Here is a 20,932-nt window from a genome sequence, read left to right on the forward strand (position 1 = left end):
AGAAAGTATACATTATATGATACAGAGTTGTTTAATAATTTTTTCATGACAGATGCGAAATAATCTGCTAGGATTAGCGACTATTTTTACGACAGATAGTATATACTGTCTTTGTCTGCCTGATCGTTTCTGCTGATTATTAAGATTCGTATCCACAATTTTTTTACTTTTTCTCTGAGAACCATTCGTTTTTTATCATGGTTTCCTGTTTTTGTTGGTGATTTTCTGTTTAATCAGGCAATGTCATCAGGTTTTATAATTTTATTCAACGGCCGGGACAGCGGTGTGTTTTTGACCGGATTTATAACTTTGTCATGATTTGAATAACAAAAGGAACGTGCTGAAGGCATGAAATCATGATTTCACCCCGTGTGCATGTCATCGGTAAGACATGTCTGTATTTACAACTTAATAATCAAAGAGAACAGCATGAGCGTGAAAAAAGAATCCAATAAGAAAGAAGCAAAAGTTAAAGAAGACAATCAGAAAAAAATAATTAAAAACAGACCGGAAAACAATAGTGGAAATAATCTGCCCGACAGCGGAGTAACCGATCTGCTTTCACTTTATTTCGGGGAAAGTGTGGCCAATTCAGTTGAGGCTGCGGACAAGTTCGACAGGAAACAGTCATCAGACAGCGGAAAATCACGGGTAAAGGCCGGAAAAAAGAAGTCTGAGTCAGAAAAAAAATCTGTTTCTTCAGAAGATAAAATAAAGGATAAACTACCGGCTGATACTGTTACTGGCGACGCTGAAAATGCCGAATTAGGTGAACTTATTGTTTATGCCGCCGAAAGAACAATTATAAAGGCGAAAAAAGATATCGCTTTATCACAGGATGTTCTTAACAGTACGGACCGCGATTACTTTAATTCGCTGAAGAAAATTATCAGAAAGCAGAATTCATCAGTTTCCTGTGATTTAAGATTAATAAAGAAAATCTGGCAGACAATGGTAGAAAACGGAGTACTTACTCCGCTTGCTCTGGGCGATAAGTCAATTATGCTTCCGGCTGACGCATTGGAAAAGCGTGTCGGAAAGGTGTTTATCGAATACGAAAAAATTCCGGAAATTGACGTTGTTTACTATTCCAACAAGCTTGAAACTGAAGATCAGGAAAGCTGTATTCTTTATCTGCCTGATAACTCCGTTTTTCACGGTGATAAGGTTGAATGCCTGTATAACCGCAGAACCGGAATAGCATATTACGTTTCCACTGTCGAAGAGCATAATCTTGTTCTCGGCCGCTGGCGCAAAACCAAGGATCATGCCGTGCTTTATCCGGAGGATCCACGTTTCGGCGGACGCCATTTTTCGTTCAGAAAACTATCCGATGTCGATGGCATCGGGATGGGGAGTGTTGTTATCTGCCGTATCGTGAAACGTTCCACCACCGGCAGTTATATCGTTGAGGTTGAGCACGATCTTAAAGACGGTGCCCGTCTTGACAGCAGAATTCAGATTGCCATTCTGAACAACGGTATTCCTCACGAATGGAATACGGCGGTTAAAAAGCAGGTTGACAATATTCCTGACGAGGTGCTTGAAAAGGACAAGGATAAAAATAAGCGTGTTGATCTTACGGAACTGCCTCTGGTAACCATTGACGGTGAGGATGCCAGAGACTTCGATGATGCTGTTTACTGTCGCAGGGAGGGAAGCGGGTTCAGACTGTTTGTGGCCATAGCCGACGTTTCCTTCTATGTGCGTAACGGATCTCCTCTGGACAACGAGGCAAAGCACAGAGGAACCTCAATCTACTTCCCTAATTACGTGGTGCCGATGCTTCCTGAAAAGCTGTCAAACGGTCTGTGTTCCCTGAATCCTCATGTGGACAGACTCTGCATGGTATGTGAAGTTCTGGTGAAAAAGGGCGGAGAACTGGGAGAATACAAATTCTATCCTGCGGTAATGAATTCCCATGCAAGACTTACCTATACTCAGGTGGCATCAGTTCTCAGCGGAGAGGAGGTGACCGATCCTGAAATAGTTCCTCTGAAGCAGGATCTCCTGAATCTTTATGATCTGTACAAGGAACTCAAACTGAACAGAGTCAATCGCGGAGGCATTGAGTTTGAAGGCAGTGAGGTAAGATTCGTGTTTGATGAAAATCAGCAGATTACCGATATCCTTCCTGTGGTGCGCAATGATGCACATATGCTTATCGAAGAATGTATGATTGCCGCCAACGTGTGTGCAGCCGATTTCGTGGAAAAAAGCAAAGGGTTTACACTCTTCCGTGTCCATCCAAAGCCAGCCTCGCTGAAGGTGACCGCATTCAGAAACTTTATTGCCATGTATGGTCTGAGCCTTGACGGCGGTGAGGTTCCGGAAAGCAGTGATTATGCGGCTTTTGCAAAGAAGATAGAAGGCAATCCTTATCAGAGTGTTCTTCAGATTATGATGCTTCGTTCACTGGCACTTGCTACCTACACTCCTGAAAATGAAGGCCATTTCGGTCTGGCGCTGGGGCATTATGCGCATTTTACCTCTCCAATCAGAAGATACCCTGATTTGCAGCTTCATCGTGAAATCAAATATCTTTTAGGTAAAAACGGGATGTTTTCCTCAAGTCTGGCAACTTCACTCGGAGCCAAAAAGTACGAGCTGCCTGAACTGACTGTACTTTCAGAGTCATGTAATACCACTGAACGCCGTGCGGACAAGGTCAGCGGGGAAGTAGAAATGGCACTGAAGGCCAAGTTCATGGAAAAATTCATTGGCAAGAATCTGCCGGGGGTGGTAGTTAACGTGACTTCCTTCGGGCTGTTCGTGAAAATTGAAAAATTCAATGTTGACGGTATGATTCATGTATCGGAAATTTCCAAGAACAACTTTATGACCTTCGATGAATCATCAATGCGTCTTGTTGCGGAAAGATCCGGTTTTTCCATTGGACTGGGCGAAACCATAACCGTGGTCATAACTTCCGTTAATACGGATGACGGCAAGATTACCATGATTCCGGCACCGGGAACTTTCGGTAAAAACAGAGTTTCCCTCAACGAGGAGGCCAGAAAGACCGTAGGCGAGTATCAGGGAACCGATGCTGTTGACAATCAGTCAGTCAATCAGGCTGTAAGAAAATCCATGGCCATATGGAATAATGTCGACAAGCTTGATGATGAACTTATGGAATCCGTTGTGAGCGTTAGCAGGGTTAAGGCCGCTCCACATGCAAGTATTACCAAAAAGGTTAAGACCGGGACAGAGAGCGGAACAAAGAAATCTAAATCTAAGAGTACGGTAAAACCGGCAACTTCCGGAAAGAAGACACAGGGCGGAAAGCCTGCTTTAAACCGCAGAAATTCAAGAGCCGGAAGTAAAGGTCTGAAACAGTAACAGGAGGAATCTCACGTATACATCGACAGCCGCAATCATCCTGTATCCCTGCGGCTGTTTCATCAGAGGATATTGTTACTGAACTGATGAGTTCAACAGATTTTGTGAGGTTGCGGCAAAGCCTGTGAAGAGAAGAAAAATTGGTCTGTAAAGTATGATACTGTTTCGAATTACATGTTTTGTCTGATTGTATGAAAGCTTCGTTTCAGAAGATGAAACGGAGCTTTTTTATAATGAAGATATGATATGAAAGTGAAAAGAATATCTCAATTTTTAGAAAAGAGCCTGTAAAAGCCTCAAATCACTGAATCCGTAATTCCGGTCAGCCCGACGTAGGGATTAAACGAATGTAAAACTGCATTAATCAGGATAAAAATTTTTGATGAAATTATGACATTGCTCCCACAGTTTTTTATGTTGTGATATAATTATCACCAATTTTTTGAGTGTCATCTTTGAACGGTACATTCAGCCTTATGTTTCAATGCATAAATAAGCTTTACCGGCATCAGCATAGTATGACTTCAGTCGAAAGAAAAAATAACACAGGTATTTCCTATTTATAAGGGTATAAACATGTTTTTTGAAAAAATCGTTGCAGCTCCTGCAGATCCTATTCTTGGTTTAACCGAAGAATTTAAGAATGATCCACGTACTGATAAGATTAACCTCGGTGTAGGTATCTACAAGACCAATGAAGGCGTAACTCCTATTCTTAAGTGTGTTAAGAAGGCTGAAGAAATCATTCTTAAGGAAGAAACCACCAAGAGCTACCTGCCAATCGTTGGTACTCCTGAATACGGTAAGCTCGTAAGAGAACTGGTTTTCGGTGCTGACAGCGAAGTTATCGCTTCAGATCGTGCCCGTACTACTCAGGCTCCAGGCGGTACCGGTGCTTTAAGAGTAGGTGCTGATTTCTTAAAGCAGCAGAACGTAACCGGCAAGATCTGGATTTCCGATCCAACCTGGGCTAACCACTTCCAGGTATTCGGCAAGGCTGGTCTTGAAACCGCTAAGTACAGATACTACGACAAGAACACCCGTGCTCTTGATTTCGAAGGTATGAAGGCAGACCTCAAGAATGCCAAGGCCGGCGACGCAGTATTACTTCACGCCTGCTGTCACAATCCGTCAGGTATGGATCCAAACGCTGCTCAGTGGGAAGAACTCGCTAAGCTCGTTGCTGAACTCAAGCTTCTTCCATTCTTTGATTTCGCTTACCAGGGCTTTGGTAACGGTATTGAAGAAGATGCTTTCGGTATCCGTACTTTCCTGAAGTACAACAAGGAAGTTTTAGTTGCAAGTTCATTCTCTAAGAACTTCGGTCTTTACAATGAACGTATCGGTGCTTTAACCGTTGTTTCTGCTGATAAGGAAACTGCTGACCGCGTATTCTCTCAGGTTAAGATTGCAGTACGTGCCAACATTTCAAATCCTCCAGCTCACGGTGCAAAGATTGTTACCACTGTTCTGTCAAACCCTGAACTTCGTGCTGAATGGGTTGCCGAAGTTGCTGAAATGCGTGACCGTATCAAGAACATGCGTGAACTTTTCGTGTCAAAGCTTAATTCTTTAGGCTGTGCCGTAGATTTCAGCTTCATCAATACCCAGTACGGTATGTTCTCTTTCTCAGGTTTATCTCCTGAACAGGTTGCAACCTTAAAGAAAGATTACGGTATCTACATGGTAGGTAACGGCCGTATCAGTGTTGCAGGTATCACCACCTCTAACATCGATGCTTTATGCAAGGCAATTTACGAAGTACTTCAGAAGTAATATTCTGAATACTGATTACCACTTGAATTGATGGTATGACCGTAATCCGCCGGCCAGTTCTCTGACCGGCGGATTATATATATGCAAGTCCTTCTTCCTGTAAATTTCCGTTACTGATTAGAGGATTTGCACATATAAGAAGACGCTGATGTTTTTCACAGATATGTATTAACAGTGATGCGTTGTTTTCGCCATGCAGGGACAGAAGATTTTTTGAAATATACCATCTGCGTTCCGCTTTTATTTCCGGAGAATTTATGAGTAGTAAAAATGAATATGTATACGGTGTTCATGCCGTAAGTGCCCTTATTGAGACTGAGCCAGAAAGAATCATTGAGGTTTATGTTCTCAAGGGACGTGATGATGCAAGACTTCATGCAGTGGTATCTGCTCTCAACTCTCTCGGAATCACTGTTAACCAAGTTAACCGCAAGACACTTGATGACAAGGTGTTCGGCGGTGTTCATCAGGGGGTCGTTGCCAGAGTGAAAAGCGCCAAGGTTCTTGGTGACTACGAACTGAATGAGTTTCTTGATAAGGTGGAAAATCCGTTTCTGCTCATTCTTGACAATGTTACTGATGTTCATAATCTCGGTGCATGCCTTAGAAGCTGTGACGGTGCAGGCGTGAATGCTCTGATTACCTCCAAGGATAAAAGCGCGTCTCTTACCGCTGCTGCCAAGAAAGTTGCCTGCGGTGCCGCTGAAAGCGTACCTGTATTCTATGTTACCAATCTTGCCAGAACCATGAAGGAACTTCAGGAAAGATTTATCAGAATTATCGGTACTGCCGGCGAAACCGACAAGGTTATTTACGACGTTGATCTTACCGGTCCTCTTGCTCTGGTAATGGGGGCAGAAGATACAGGAATGAGAAGACTTACCCGAGAAAACTGCGATCAGCTGGTTAAGCTTCCGATGCTTGGGAAGGTTACGAGTCTTAACGTTTCAGTGGCAACAGGCGTATGCTTATACGAAGCTTTAAGACAGAGAATGCTTAAGACAAAGTAAATTATTCAGTTGTCTGATAAGAATTAGAAAGGCTCCGTACGGAGCCTTTCTTTTATCCTGATTCAGCATCAGATTTTGCTGATGATGAACAGGAGAATGAATGAAAGCACCATGCACATTACGCTTGTGATGCCTCCGGCCTTAATCATGTCTTTGTTTTCAATTTTGCCGGTAGCATAAGCAAGGGCATTAGGCGGAGTACTGATTGGCAGAGTCATGGCAAAGGAGAGAGACAGAGCAATGAATATCAGTGAGTATGAAAGATCGATGCCGGTAGTTATGCTCGGACTTGAGAGCACGGCAACGGCGATAGGAATGAGCAGGTTGGCTGCGGCCGTATTGGAAATAAAGTTGGACAGCACCCATCCGGTCAAACCTATGATACCGATAATCATAATGCCTGAGAAATTGCTGTAATCAATCATGTTTGCCAGTTTGACTGCAAGGCCGGTGTTTTCCAGGGCGTTGCCGATGGCGATACCTCCGGCAATAAGCCAGATTACGTCCCAGTTCATGGTTTTAATGTCAGGTGCCTTGATGATGCCAGTACAGGTAAAGGCAATAAGAGGCAGAATGGCAACTATGTAACTGTTAACCCCGTGAAGCTTTTCTGTCATCCACAGCAGGATGGTGGCAGCGAAACATATGTATACAAAAATCGATCTCCAGTCGGTATTGAAGCGGCTCTTTATGTCGAGAGTGATTTCCCTGGACTGGAACGGAAAGAGCATTCTGAGAAGTACCCAGGTTAAGAATATGCAGAGAGCGGCAAGCGGAAAACCTATCAGCATCCATTTCATGAAGCTTACGGCATGTTCTCCATGCAGAAATCCCAGCGCGATTGCGTTAGGAGGTGTGCCTACAGGAGTGGCGATACCGCCAATGTTGGCCGCAAATGGAACGGACAGTGTCAGCGCCTTGATACCTTTGTCTTCATTCGAAACAGAGGCAAATACCGGAGCCATCATGGCAAGCATCATAACGGTGGTGGCTGTATTACTCATGAACATGGCAAAAAAACCAGTGACGCACATTACCCCGAGCATAACCATTGAAGGCTTTTTACCGAACGGCTTCAGCAGTACTCTCGCAAGGTTGATGTCCAGCTTGTACTTGGTGGAGGCTATTGCCAGGGCAAAACCGCCGAGAAACAGGATGATAACCGGAGAACTGAAGCTGTTGAATACAGATTTATAGCTTAGCAGGTGTTCTCCATCAACTGATTTGAGATAGTTTTTAATAGGCGTAATGGCCCCGTCTGAAGCAAAGAGACACAGTGAGCCGATGATGGCCAGAGATGTCGCATATACAGGCATCGGTTCGAGTATCCACATCAGAGCGGCGGCGATGAATATGGCCATGGTGATGTTCTGTACCGGGGTGAACGGAAAAGTCTGCGGAAAGATTACCGGCAGTGAATAGCTTACCAGGGTGATGAATACTATGAGAAGTATTTTAAAAATATTGAATTCACGCACATCTATCGTCTTACCGTCCTTGTCTTTGGGAATAGACGAATGCGGAATGTTTTTAAATATATGAAAACTCATGATTAACTCCGATGGGGAATATAGTCAGATTCGGCTTCAGCATGATGATTGGTGCTTGTTGTATGCGGTTCAACTGAAGGATACGCAGACTGTTCTGCTTAATCTTCATTATAGTTTAGGGCTGTTTTGAATAGAATTTCGGAGTACCCGTTTTGGGAAGCCGTTATAAAATTTTTCGACCTTCCTTTTCTAAACTGAAAATACAGCGGTTAATATGGTCATGCCACTGCGTGACGGATGATAATTCACGGACTGCATGCTGATATGAAAACGGAAGGCGTATGACGGATATTCTTGGGATTGTTCAAATTTTCGCTTGCTAATTCGTTAATAAATCTATATAATTCGCTCCGTTTACCGGTCATATAAATTCGTTCCTTGCCTTAAAGATGCGACCGGAATCTAAGAGGCTAAATAACCGTAAGGGGCATTTAAATGCGTCATTATGAAATTGTGTTCCTGGTTCATCCAGACCAGTCAGAACAGGTTGCTAGCATGACTGACCGTTGCGTTAGCATCATTGAAGCCGCTGGTGGTAAGATCAACCGTCGTGAAGACTGGGGTCGTCGTCCACTCGCTTATCACATCGACAAGCTTTCTAAGGCTCACTACGTTCTCTTAAACGTAGAAGCTGAACAGTCTGCAATTGATGAAATCGAAAACCGTTTCCGTTACAACGATGCTGTTCTTCGTTACCTCATCACTCGCGTAAAGAAGGCCTTCACTGAACCTTCACCAATCATGAAGTCAATGGAAGCTCACCGCAATGCTCGTGACAACCGTGAAGAACGTGTTGAAAACAAAGCTGCTGTAGCTGCTGATGCTGAATAAGGAGTAAACAACATGGCTTATTTTCGTCGTCGCAAGTTCTGCCGTTTCACTGCTGAAAAGGTAGATGAAATCGATTACAAGGATACCGCAACCTTAAAGAACTACATCACTGAATCATGCAAGATTGTACCAAGCCGCATCACCGGCACCAGTGCAAAGTATCAGCGTCAGCTTGCTGTAGCTATTAAGCGTGCACGTTACTTGGCTTTATTACCTTACACTGATTTACATAGCACTGCTAGTAAGATTAAGTAAGGCCTAACTCTATTTTTTATTATTTAACCGAGGAAAGGTAATGGAAGTTATTCTTCTTGATAAGATTGCTCATTTAGGCAGTCTCGGTGATAAGGTTAAGGTTAAGAGCGGTTTTGCTCGTAACTATCTTATCCCTCAGAAAAAGGCCGTTATGGCTACTAAGGAAAACCTGGCTAAGTTCGAAGCTCAGCGCGCTGAGTTAGAAAAGAAGTTAGCTGCTGATTTAGCTGCTGCTCAGGAACGCGGTGCTAAGCTCGATGCTTTAGAAACCGTTACTATTGCTGCTAAAGCAGGTGATGAAGGTAAATTATTCGGTTCTATCGGTACTCGTGACATTTCTGATGCAATCACTGCAGCAGGTGTTGAAGTTAAGAAGAGCGAAGTTCGTTTATCTGAAGGTGTATTAAGATCAGTTGGTGAATACGAAATCACTGTTTCTTTACACCCAGACGTTAAGTCAACCCTCAAGGTTGTTATCGTTGCTGAAAAGTAATTCGTAAGAATTAGTTTTCCTTAATCGTAATAATGAAAGAAGATACTGTTTCTGGCAGTATCTTCTTTTTTTTTCTGTAATCCGTGACTGGCTTTGTATTCGTGTATCCGTATGACCATTTTCTAAACGTACGCGCAGATATTTAATATCTGCTTGTAATGATTTGACATCAGTATCAGATAAAATCCCCTCATCTTTATAAAATTAAAAACCGGCTCTGTATTTACGCAGATTGGAGAACTGATTTAAGTCTTGAACAAGACACAATTAATCATGGTGACATGAATATTGTTGTTCAGATGGTGACACAGATACAGAATTATAATCAAGAGTATAAAATATATTTGTATAAATATAAAAAATAGGTTATATTTTTAAGGATACAGCGTCATGCAGGAAGACTGAAGACAGTTTTCGATACCGGGTATTATTCATAATTCATTCGACAGATCGGCAGAAGAAGGAGAGAGCGTCATGTTTACGGTTTATCATTCAAATGATATTGAATTGCTGGTGAAACTGGGAATTCACCTTATTAAAAACAGTAATACAGACCACAGAAAGGTTAATCCTTTTGCTCCTTCGCACTTCATTGTTCAAAGCTCGGGAATGGAGCTTTATCTCAAACAGAAAATTGCGGAATTTGACGGGGTGTGCGCACGTATTGAGTGTCATCTTCCTTGGAAGTTTATCTGGAGTCTTCATGAAGCTCTGTTTGCCGATGAGTATCCTCATGAAATGGTTTATAACGGAGATAACATCGCTTGGATTCTTCTGCAGGCGTTTTCTGAAGGCGCAAAGAATGATCCCGACTGTTTTAATCCTGACAGTCCGTCATGCAGATATCAGTATGTGGCTGATTACATATATGATAGGGATGAAACTGCTTCGGGAAATTCAGCCGCATCCGGAAGAAAGCTTAATTACGTAAAGTGTTACCGTCTGGCACACCGTCTGGCATATATTTACGAAAAGTATCTTGTTTACCGTCAGGACTGGATTCGTTCATGGAATGATGCTCCGGATAAAGAATCACTCAGGGACTGGCTTGAAGAACTGAAGGTTAAGCACAACACCGATTTTAACAATAATGATTTTGTGTGGATTGGCGAATTATGGCATGAGTTTGTCAGGAACAATCTGATTGATGAGCTGAAGGGAAAGGATCGTATTCATTATATGGATTCAATGAGGGCTGTTATGCAGAACAGTTCTCAGGAAGAGTTCTTTGAAAGAATAAGAAATAACGGAAAGGACATTCCACGTGATGTTTATGTTTACGGCATATCGTCAATTGCTCCGGTGGTGCTTGAATTCCTTGTACTGCTGGGTAAGTTTATAAACGTGCATTTCATGTTTACCAACCCGTGCCGTTATTACTGGGGAGACATCAAGGCTGATAACGGTTCAAGTTCAGATTCAGATATTGATGAGCTTATTGAAAGAATAAAACAGAGACACAGCATTGATTTAAAAATCAAAAACAGGAACATAACTGATGAATACTTTTCAAAACTGAATTCTCAGGATACTGGCGACTATTCTGATTTCAGATCGCAGAACTTCAGCCGTGATTATTATGAACACGGTGACGATATGCTTGAACTTGTTGAAAGTAACCGTCTGCTTCTTACCTACGGCAAGTCAGGAAAGGATACCTTAAGCAGTCTGATGGCCTATGCGGATAATGAAAACTATCAGGTAAACGATATTCATGCCTTTGTGGAAAATAACGGAGAGTCAGGCACTATGCTGAGTCTGATTAAGAACGATCTTCTTAACATGACCTTTACTCCGATGACTGGTGATCCGGATACCATGGAACAGGCGAATGTGTCCCGTAAACAGCGAATGGTGGATCCTGATGATTCATCCATTCAGTTTCATTCCTGCGCCACACCTTTAAGAGAGGTTCAGGTTCTGTACGATCACATGCTGGAAAAATTCAGGGAGGATAAAACACTTCGTCCGAGAGACATTGCCGTATTCATGCCTAATGTAGGTGTTTACGCTCCTTATATTGAAGCTGTGTTTGGAACCAACAGGGAACTTCTGACCAAAAAGAATTCAGGAGCTGCTGATAAGGATGCCGAACCGCAGAAGGTCGATTTGCCGTATACCATATGTGACCGAACCACAGCTGAAGAATGTCCGGAAATTGACGGTTTTAATAAGCTCATGAATATTGTTTCCGGCAGAATCGACAACAAAACCCTGTTTATGCTTCTTTCCATTGATGCCATCAGATCAAGATTCGGAATTGAAGCTGATGACCTTGAACAGATAAAGAAATGGTTTAACGACAATAACATTGTTTTCGGGCTTGATGAAGAAGACACGAATATCTACGACGTAAATGTTTCTGCGGACAAAAAAGACAGTGGCTCTGAATCCAATCCGTTTTTTGTCAGCGAATATCGTAATTCATTCAAGTCAGGTCTCAACCGCATGATTAACGGTTCTCTGATGCCGGTGCTGTCTGAAGGTGATGACGACCATGAGTATAACACTGAGCTTGAAGGAACGGATTCATTCGAACTTCTGGGCCATCTTTATTCCTTCTATGATGCTCTTAAAAGTCTGCGCCTCGAGTTTAAAGAGTGTGAATCGGCGGATAAGGAAATGTTAACCATACCTGAAGATATTATTAAACAGGTTATGGGTGATTCTTATGCGGGATCTTCTGTCATGTCTTTACGGGATCTCAGTGTGGCTCAGCTTGTTTCATACTGGCACAATTTTATAATCAGCAGGGTGCTGAACCGTTTCTTTGCTTTCAGTGAGAATAACGTAAATCTGTACACGCTGATTGCCAGAAACTTTGAGCGCATGAAGATTGATTTGGAAAAGTTAAAAGACATTCCCGTCATCAGCCTGGATATCGTCAGGGAATATCTTGCCGACAAGCTGTCCGGGGAAAGCGGATTCTCCGCATTCTTAAGAGACAAGGTTAATTTCTGCAGCTTTATTCCGATGAGGGCAATACCGTTCAAACACATATTCATGCTGGGCATGAATGACGGTGACTATCCTAAATCGGATAATGGTGATTATTTCGATCTGATGAAGACGTATTTCCGTCAAGGGGATCGCAATGTCCGTAATGACGACTGCTATATGTTTATGGAAGCTCTTATTTCTGCGGAAAAGAGCGTATACATTTCCTATGTCGGCAAGGATGTGGTGAAAAACAACGAACTCAATCCTTCAATGCTTGTCAGTGAGCTGATAAATTACATCTCCTCCACCTGTATGCTGAATCGTGATTCTTTTGAAAGACTGTACCATGGAAAAAATGAAAAGACTTACGAAGAGTATCAGAATGAGGCCGACAGTACTGAAAATGAGGAAATGCTGAGAAAAGCTCTGGTTAAGAGTGAAAGTCTAAACGTTTATGATGCCAGCAATTTCAACGGGACAAGACTCCGTTCGTATCAGTCTCAGTGGTGTCCTCGTCAGGAAAACAGTACTAATCAAGAAGGTAAGGAACTATGGCAGAATTTCATTACTCCTGAATTAAGTTCTCTCAAATTTATTAAAAAGGATGACGAACATAGAGATGGCTTTGCCGACTGTGACTACGTTCTGGATATATCCACGGATGAACTGCAGACTTTCTTTGAAAGCGGTAAAAAGTTCTTTGTAAAAAATGTAATGCGGCTGTCTCATTATCTTCTGGATCAGCATGGTCTTACCGAACACGAAGGATGGAGGTTACAATTTGGAGAATCCGATATTGAAAGACATCTCATGGACAGGCTTTTTAAACCTGGAATCGTAACAAATGAAGACATCAGGAATGGAATTGACGATTTTATTTACAATGCCCAGCTTAAAGGAACTCTTGAGAACGGGGTTATTGGAGAATATTACAAAGAAAATGTTCTTGGTGATGCGGACAGTGATGAATCTCAGTTCTGTAGAATTCGAAAAATTATAAATCTCCGTAACAGTTATTATTTTTCTAATGAGCCTTTTTCAGTTCCTGTTGACCTGAAAGTAAAGGTTCCTGTGGAGAAACGTTTTATTGCCGATCTGTACTGTGAGCACGAAGATGAGAACAATCGGGCAAACAACAGCGGTAAAGAAGACGAATCCTGTCTGTACACTCCGGGGGAAACCGCAAATGTTGAGGTGAGAATCAGGGGAAAAATAGATGACGTACTGAAAATAAATAATAAATATTTAAAGATAAATTTCAGAATATTCAGTAAATTCAGTACTTCTTTGTTTATTTCTCTGTATCAGTCGTTACTGCTTTATCTTCAGCTTGCCGATAGTAACGGAAAGGCTGATGTTTCCGTTCAGGGTATTTGGAAATTATCTGAAGATTACAGATTTCAAATAGATTTTTATGGTACCAGAGCAGTAGATGAACTTCCGAAAATAGTAAAGAATTATGATGATAATCTGCGAAAGCTTCTTGAAGAAAAACTGAAGAATCTTATCAGACTGTATATTCTTGGTCATTATGCATATATTCCTTTTGAGTTAATCAAGAAAATTTCATCAAGTGTTTTTTCAACAGAAGGAACAATAAACTCAAAAAATAAATACACAGATTCTTCGTACATATCAGAAACCGATCTGCTGTTCGGTGACCAACCGGTATCAGTTACTGATTTCAATATGTACAACGGCTCACCGGAGACGATGTTTGCATGTATTGACTGGCTTGTAGGGGATCTTCCGTTTGTGGAAAAATTCGTTAAAAAAGATAAGAAGTCATCTGGAAAAGCAGATAAAAATGAAATCAGATTTCTGACATGTCCGACTAAAACGCAACAGAAGGTTACTATGGACAAGTTGCTGAAGGAATTTGGCATAGATCTGGAAGAAATAGGATAGCAGACTGAGTAACGGAGGAAAAATATGTCACATAAATTAATGGATTTTAATTTAAATGGAGCCGGCATAATTGAAGCTTCTGCCGGCACCGGTAAGACCTATACCATTACATGGCTGCTTTGCCGATTACTGCTGGGAATAGGTACTTCAGATAATAAACCGGTGGATTATTCCAAGATTCTCATTATGACTTTCACCAAGGCGGCAACCAATGATCTTAAAAGAAAAATCTGTGAAAGAATCCGTGAGCTCAGATCATTTATTGAAAATCTGCTGAAAAAATCATGTGCAAGTCCTGCTGACTTCAGTGACATTCTGTCAGATGACTCCATTAAGAGCGAGATGCTCCGTGCCTATCTCGGTTTTACTCAGGTATCAGATGATTTGAAAGACAGAGAAGTACGAGAGGACTATCTTAAAAAGATGATTCAGGCCATCAGAATCCTGCGTCATGTTGAGTTAAATGTGGATGGCATGCAGATAAGCACCATTCACAGTTTCTGCAGACAGGTTATCAGCAAGTTTGTCGTTGATACAGGTATGAATTTTCAGTTTGACGTTATGACTGATGTCGAAGATCTGAAAAAGAAAGCCTTATATGAAAGTTTCCGCAGATTTATGGTAACGGAAGCGGAATCAGGAAATAATGAATATTCAAAAATATACGACTCTTTTTTAGAAGACGGAAAAAAGTTTAACCAGCTATGTAATATCTTCAACAGTTACAGGGATCTTCCTGAGATAAAACAGGTTTCGACAGAAGCGTTTAAAGAACTGGGAATAGAAAAACTTCACGCTCTGCTGTGTGAAGCCTACACGATTCTGGAGCAGTTAAAAGCCGGTGAAAAAGTCGTTAAGGCTGATGATTTGCCGTGTAAATTAAGAGATGCTCTGGTTATAAACGGGAATGATGATGAAACTACCGTGAAGAGCAAAAAATATCTGGCGGGTAAAATCCGCAGTATTTTGCCTGTAGCCATTATTGATGAATTTCAGGATACCGATCCGGTTCAGTTTGAAATCGTAAAAAATATTTATCTGACTGATAGTGAAAAGAAAAATGATGAAACGGATTCCTGTAAATCTTCGGATTTCTGGGGACTTTATATAGTGGGAGATCCGAAACAGGCCATCTACAGCTTCAGAGGTGCTGATTTAAACTGTTACAACAAGGCCAAGAAGCTGATTCTCGATTGTTACGGATCAGAGAAAGAACGGAAATGTCACCAGCTTGAGCTTGATGTGAATTATCGTTCAGATATTAATGTAATCAGATCCGTCAATTATCTGTTTTCGGGAGTGCATCCTGATGAACAGAATAATTCCGGGGATGCAGAGGGAGCTAAGTTTGATTTTTATAAATCTCTATTATCTGGAGATAAAAAGATAAAAGATTCTATTTCCTTTACCAACGTAAAACCTAGAGACAGTGAAAAAGCACAGAAATATCTTTATATCGTTGGGAACAAGAATTTCAAAACAGAGTCAGCCTGTAACCTGATGCACAGTCTGATTGATGAGAAATCAAAGAATAAAGATTACATTTATTCTGAAATAGCAGAGGAATGTGCCGATAAAATTGTTGAGCTTCTAGAAAACGGCAGGTTGTCTGATCGTGCTGATTTAACGCTGGAACAGCTTAATAATCCTGATGAAAACCCTGAATTGTGCAGGCGCATTACTTTAAAAGATATAGCTGTTCTTGTAAGCAAGGGGAAAGAGGCCGAATACATTAATGACAGTCTCAGGAACCGACATGTGCCATCGGTATTCCTTTCGGACAAGGGAAGTATTTATGATACCGAAGAATTCAGGTTTGTATCTCTGCTGATGAAATCAGTTGTGAATTTTGCCGATCACAGTTATCTGCGACTGTTACTTGCAAGCAGAGTTTTCGGTCTGGATGCCAGGGAATATTCTGATGCCGTATGTAACAGTTATAAAAAAGACGATACGGATAAGCAGCAGAATACCTCCGGTAACTCAGGTATTACCATGGAAACTCTGAACAGTGTGCTGGTAGAGTGCAAACAGAAATGGCTTACTCAAGGATTTATGGCCATGTTTACTCATTTCATGACCAGATTCAATATCATGGAAAAAATGAAAATGAGAGAAGAAGGCGCCGAGATTATTACCAATCTTCTTCACTGTTCGGAACTGGCACTGGGACTAAGCAACAGAATCAGGGACTTAAGTGAACTGGTCGAAAGTTTTGAAAGTCTCGGAAATCAGGTTAAGTCTACTGATAATGAATCAGACATGACAGGTAAGCGACAGACAGACGACTGCGATGAAATAGTCAGAATAGTTACCTATCATTCTTCAAAGGGCCTTGAATACAATATAGTAATGATGCCGTTTGCAGATATGATACATAGTATTGATCCTCAGTCTGTTGACATGATTAGACTCAAATCAACTGATGATGAGCATGATGACACATCATATTATCTGGTAACAAAAGATAATCGTAGTACCGACAAGGAAGGAGGAAAATGGAATAATCATTGTTATGAACAGAAGGTTGAAAGACACCGTTTATGGTATGTCGCCTTAACCAGAGCCTGTCATGCTTTATACATATGGTACATTGATCCTGAAGAATATAATAAGAAAGAAGTTAGAGAATTCTGTCTGGATGAAATCCTGTTCAAAAACGTATATGGCAATGATGAGAACAGTATCTTTGAAAATTCCAAATATTTCAGAAAATGTGATGACTACAGGGCCGGATGGCAGGATAAGTATAAATCCGACGAAGCAGCCTTTTATTACAGTAGGCAGGAAAGTAATGGTATCAGGAACGGGTATGAGTATCAGATTCTGGATGCCGACAGTATAAATAACAGATGGAAGGTGTTTTCCTATTCCTCAATGGTTAACGGCATGGGGAACGCTGTTGCGGTTAACAGAATTTCCGGAAAGATTAATGACAACGATGATTCGGTTTCTGCTGAGGAGATTGCTGAAAGCGGAAATCAGACAACAAAGGAACCACGCTTTGCCTTTCCTAAGGGGAGCACGGCAGGTACTCTGCTTCATGATGCTCTTGAGCATATTGATTTCAGAAAAGTTTATGCGGATTTTATGGATCACTGCGGCAGTCAGAAGGTCATCGATTTTCTTAATACCGATAATGTAAATGAAACCATGCTGTATCAGACACTGAAGGGAAGACTGATGGCATATGGTTTTGTCAGCGATACGGAAACGGTCAGAGGTCTGACGTGGTGGTTCATGGAAATTCTTTCATCTGTTCTGTTTAAGGACGGAGAATCAGGAAAGCAGGTTGCCTTGAAGGATTTGGATGATTCTGACTGTATCAAGGAAATGGAATTCTGGCTGAATGTTGACGCCGGTTTCAACATAAAGGCCTTTAATAAGCTGATAAGGGAAATTGACAGAGAAGGATGCAGCAGTCCGTTGATTGATTATGCTGAATATGAAAGTCAGAATGAGTCGGATAATCCGCTGCTTCCGGAGGTATCGATCAGTGATATCAGTGGTCTTCTGAACGGTTATATTGACCTTGTTTTCAAATGCGGCGACAGATATTACGTGGCTGACTACAAGTCCAACTACATTACGGACAGAATAGGCAGTTATGACAATAAGGAAATCAGAAAGAATATGATAAACCATCACTATTATATTCAGTACATTCTGTATACCCTTGCACTGCACAGGTTTTTAAAGCTGCATCTTCCGGACTACGATTATGAGCGTCATATGGGAGGTATAGCCTACCTTTATTTAAGAGGAATGAAGTCTTCATCGGATAAATATGCCGGGTACGGTATATTCACCAATAAGATAACCGGTGAATATATTGAAAAACTGGATGCCCTGTTCTCCGGAGCGGGGGAGCAGTAACAACCGTACGGACATTATATTAATAGAGTCTGTTATATGATGTCCGGTAACGATTCAATGGGATGAAAGAATTTATGATAGATGCAATTGAATTTTTAAAGCTTATTCCGGTATGGTCTGATATTGATCTGGCTGTGGCTAATTATGTGTCCAACCTGTGTGCAAATGATAAGAAAGTTCACGGATTTGTTCTTGGCTTGCTCCTGCAGCATGCACGAAACAACGGCAGTGTCTGTATAAAATACGAGGAAATTGGTCAGGTTTTTGAAGACATTATAGATAATGAAATATCTCTGTATAAGAGGTCTAAGGTTATTGCCGAGTTTAACGGCAGGCTGGGACTGTCCGGTAAAGACACGGGCGCCGTGAATGCGGAGGATTCCGACTGGTTCAGCAGGTATCTTGCTGTTTCGGGCCTGGATAAGATTCTGAAGGAACTTTCCCAAAAGTCATTTTATGATAACGGCGGGCCGGGAGAATCATGCATGCAGTTTATTGATGATTCCGTGATTGAGTACGTGGCTGATTCAGGTAGGAACCTGCATGACAGCATGACCGTCGGCCGGCAGATTAGGGAGGTGAGGGTTCCGCTGGTGTACAGCCTTGAGAGAATCTACATTTCCAGATATTTCGCCTATGAACTTATTATTGCCGGATACATCCGTAACTCCGTCAGAATTGAGTGCATAACTACTGGAAAAAAATCTGAAAAGTTATCCCCAGGTTTCGACATGAAAAATATCCACAACATGTGGACAGAGGTTTATGATGCCATTGATGAAGTGGAACGTAAACTCGGAGGTTCCGCGGATAAAAACGAGATCAACTGGCAGAAGGTTGCCGTTGCCATGTCACTGTGTCATCCGTTTTCAATTATTACCGGCGGTCCGGGAACCGGAAAAACCTATACCGTATCAGTTCTTATCTGTCTGCTGAAGAAAATATGCAGCAGTCTGAGAATCGGAATTGCCGCACCTACAGGAAAGGCTGCGGCCAGAGTAAAGGAATCTCTTAATGACGCATTTTCGGGGCCGTTTGCCGAGGCCTACCGCAAACTGTATCCTAATCTCATTGATGAAATAGCTTCTGCGGAAACAGTACATAAAATGCTTGGTATTTTCCCGGGAAAGAGTGTCAGCAGAGTAAACGAAAACAATCCGTTAAATCTGGATGTGCTGATTATTGACGAAGTGTCAATGATGGATATCTTTCTTATGAACAAGGTTGTGGCGGCGTTAAGGTCCGGCACAAGACTGATTCTTTTAGGTGATAAGGACCAGCTTGCCAGCGTGGAGGCGGGTTCCGTGCTAGGTGATATCTGTACCATACTCGGCATGTCGGATAAAGAGCAGAAGCTAACTGATTATGAAAAGGATGTTGTTACAGGGCTGACCGGGTATACGGAGAAAGAACTTTTCAGCGTTCCGGGACTTGCTTCCGGAATCGCTTCGTTGCACAAATCAAGACGATATGAATCCAGTCCGTTAATCGGCGTTCTTGCAAATTACGTTAACAGTCAGGATTTCAGATATTCTGAAACGATGAATATAGTCCGGAAGCAGAATTCTGCCGAACTTCAACCTCTGAGCGGTGGAAATTCCCTGAGTTTCGGAGCTGTTACTTCAGACAGAGACGATAGGAATATCAAGGGAGTAGCCTTAATCAACGGCTGCGGTAAGGAGCTGGTGGACATTCTATGTGAAAAGGCCGTTACCGGCTGGAATATTGAAAAAAGCGGGACAGATGAAAAAAAGATTTTCGATTTGCCGTCAGCATGTGCCAGTTACAGAAAATTCGTTGAATATACCACGGCCCATCCGGTTCTGAGCAGCACGGAAAATGAAAACGGCGAATGTGCACAGGCTGATTCGTATGTGGCAAAAGCCTTCGGTATGATAAACGCATTCAGAGTTCTGTGTCCTGAACGACAGGGATTTTTCGGGGTGCGCTATGTTAATGACGGCATAGCCACGGCCGGACTCCGCTGGCTGAAAAAACATGCCGACAGAGATAAATATCCGGAAATAGCAACACTGGACAAGACCTGGTATCCGGGACTGATTCTGATGGTTACCAAAAATGACAGCAACCTTGGTCTTAAAAACGGTGATATTGTTATCTGCGGTTATGATGAGAAGTACGGCAGTGCCAAAAGAGTATGGGTACAGATGGAAAACAAGAAATACAAATCGGTTTCATTCGGTATGCTTGCGGAATATGAAACAGGATTTGCCATGACCATCCATAAATCACAGGGTTCGGAATTTGACCATACCATGATGGTGATGAACGGAACGGAAAGAACCATTACCAAAGAACTTGTTTATACCGGAATTACCAGAGCCAGGTATTTTGTAAGCATGATTGTGGGAAACAACGGCTGCAGTAACACGGTAAATCTTGATGACAGATTCGCTCAGAAGGTTAAAAGATCCAGCGGACTTTCAGAAAGACTTTACGGCAGGTAATGACCTGAAACAGAGACCGGAAGGAAAGAGATGTTTTCAGAAAAAGAACTTATGAGGTATAAAAACATCTCTTAAAAGGGCAAAAATCGCAAAAAGAATATCACAGGAGCAAAATTTTAATAAAAATTCCATATAGATGTATGGATAGGTGTTCATTAGCGATTTTTTGCCCAAAAACGAAAAAATTTGAAAAAAATTAAAAAAAACAGTTGACGAAAAAAATAAAAAACCTAAAATACACATCGTTCGCTGAGCACAGCGAAAAACAAAAAGTTCTTTAAAAACGAATCTAGACAATCTGTGTGGGCACTCGCTGAATTCATGAGCTGAAATTAAAAAATGGTTCTTGAAGAAGCTGAGTGTCAAATCTAAGAGCAATTAGAAAGACAGTCATTCAAAGAGAGCCGAAAAAACTTCAACTAATTTAAAGTGAAGAGTTTGATCATGGCTCAGATTGAACGCTGGCGGCAGGCTTAATACATG

At 41.7% G+C, this 20,932-nt stretch carries 10 protein-coding genes; 9 read left to right on the forward strand and 1 reads right to left on the reverse strand.

Annotated features, from left to right (window positions below; translation table 11 throughout):
- Positions 1–429 precede the first annotated feature (429 nt).
- From rnr to rlmB, 3 genes are all read left to right on the forward strand, one after another.
- Positions 430–3,342: a ribonuclease R gene (rnr, locus tag T489_RS14045; RefSeq protein ID WP_051621723.1), complete on the forward strand. Its 2,913-nt coding sequence runs from the start codon at positions 430–432 to the stop codon at positions 3,340–3,342.
- Positions 3,343–3,918: 576 nt separating this feature from the next.
- A complete protein-coding gene (locus T489_RS0102350; protein WP_031578434.1) occupies positions 3,919–5,118 on the forward strand; it encodes an amino acid aminotransferase in 1,200 nt (399 codons plus the stop codon).
- Positions 5,119–5,375: 257 nt separating this feature from the next.
- Entirely contained in the window at positions 5,376–6,128 is a 753-nt protein-coding gene (gene rlmB / locus T489_RS0102355; RefSeq protein ID WP_031578435.1) for a 23S rRNA (guanosine(2251)-2'-O)-methyltransferase RlmB, read from the forward strand.
- 68 nt (positions 6,129–6,196) lie between these two features.
- Here rlmB and T489_RS0102360 read toward each other — a convergent pair whose 3' ends face one another.
- Positions 6,197–7,678 (reverse strand): SLC13 family permease, encoded by a 1,482-nt coding sequence (locus T489_RS0102360; RefSeq protein ID WP_157608034.1) that lies wholly within the window; start codon positions 7,676–7,678, stop codon positions 6,197–6,199.
- 435 nt (positions 7,679–8,113) lie between these two features.
- Between T489_RS0102360 and rpsF the strand changes: the two genes are divergently transcribed.
- The 6 genes from rpsF (at position 8,114) to recD (ending at position 20,449) form a co-directional block, all read left to right on the forward strand.
- The gene (gene rpsF, locus T489_RS0102370) at positions 8,114–8,509 is read left to right on the forward strand and encodes a 30S ribosomal protein S6 (protein WP_031578437.1); all 396 of its coding nucleotides are present in this window, start codon (positions 8,114–8,116) and stop codon (positions 8,507–8,509) included.
- Between the two features lie 12 nt (positions 8,510–8,521).
- Entirely contained in the window at positions 8,522–8,764 is a 243-nt protein-coding gene (rpsR, locus tag T489_RS0102375; protein WP_031578438.1) for a 30S ribosomal protein S18, read from the forward strand.
- 40 nt (positions 8,765–8,804) lie between these two features.
- Positions 8,805–9,257 carry a 50S ribosomal protein L9 gene (gene rplI / locus T489_RS0102380; protein ID WP_031578439.1) on the forward strand — a complete coding sequence of 151 codons (453 nt, stop codon included), beginning with the start codon at positions 8,805–8,807 and terminating at the stop codon, positions 9,255–9,257.
- A gap of 474 nt (positions 9,258–9,731) precedes the next feature.
- Positions 9,732–14,105: an exodeoxyribonuclease V subunit gamma gene (locus T489_RS0102385; protein ID WP_031578440.1), complete on the forward strand. Its 4,374-nt coding sequence runs from the start codon at positions 9,732–9,734 to the stop codon at positions 14,103–14,105.
- 24 nt (positions 14,106–14,129) lie between these two features.
- Positions 14,130–17,981 carry a UvrD-helicase domain-containing protein gene (locus T489_RS0102390; protein WP_031578441.1) on the forward strand — a complete coding sequence of 1,284 codons (3,852 nt, stop codon included), beginning with the start codon at positions 14,130–14,132 and terminating at the stop codon, positions 17,979–17,981.
- A 74-nt stretch (positions 17,982–18,055) separates the two neighbouring features.
- Positions 18,056–20,449 carry an exodeoxyribonuclease V subunit alpha gene (gene recD / locus T489_RS13415; protein ID WP_198020394.1) on the forward strand — a complete coding sequence of 798 codons (2,394 nt, stop codon included), beginning with the start codon at positions 18,056–18,058 and terminating at the stop codon, positions 20,447–20,449.
- The last annotated feature ends 483 nt before the right edge of the window (positions 20,450–20,932 follow it).

The organism is Ruminobacter sp. RM87 (assembly GCF_000701925.1).
In the GTDB taxonomy this organism is placed as follows: Bacteria; Pseudomonadota; Gammaproteobacteria; order Enterobacterales; family Succinivibrionaceae; genus Ruminobacter; species Ruminobacter amylophilus.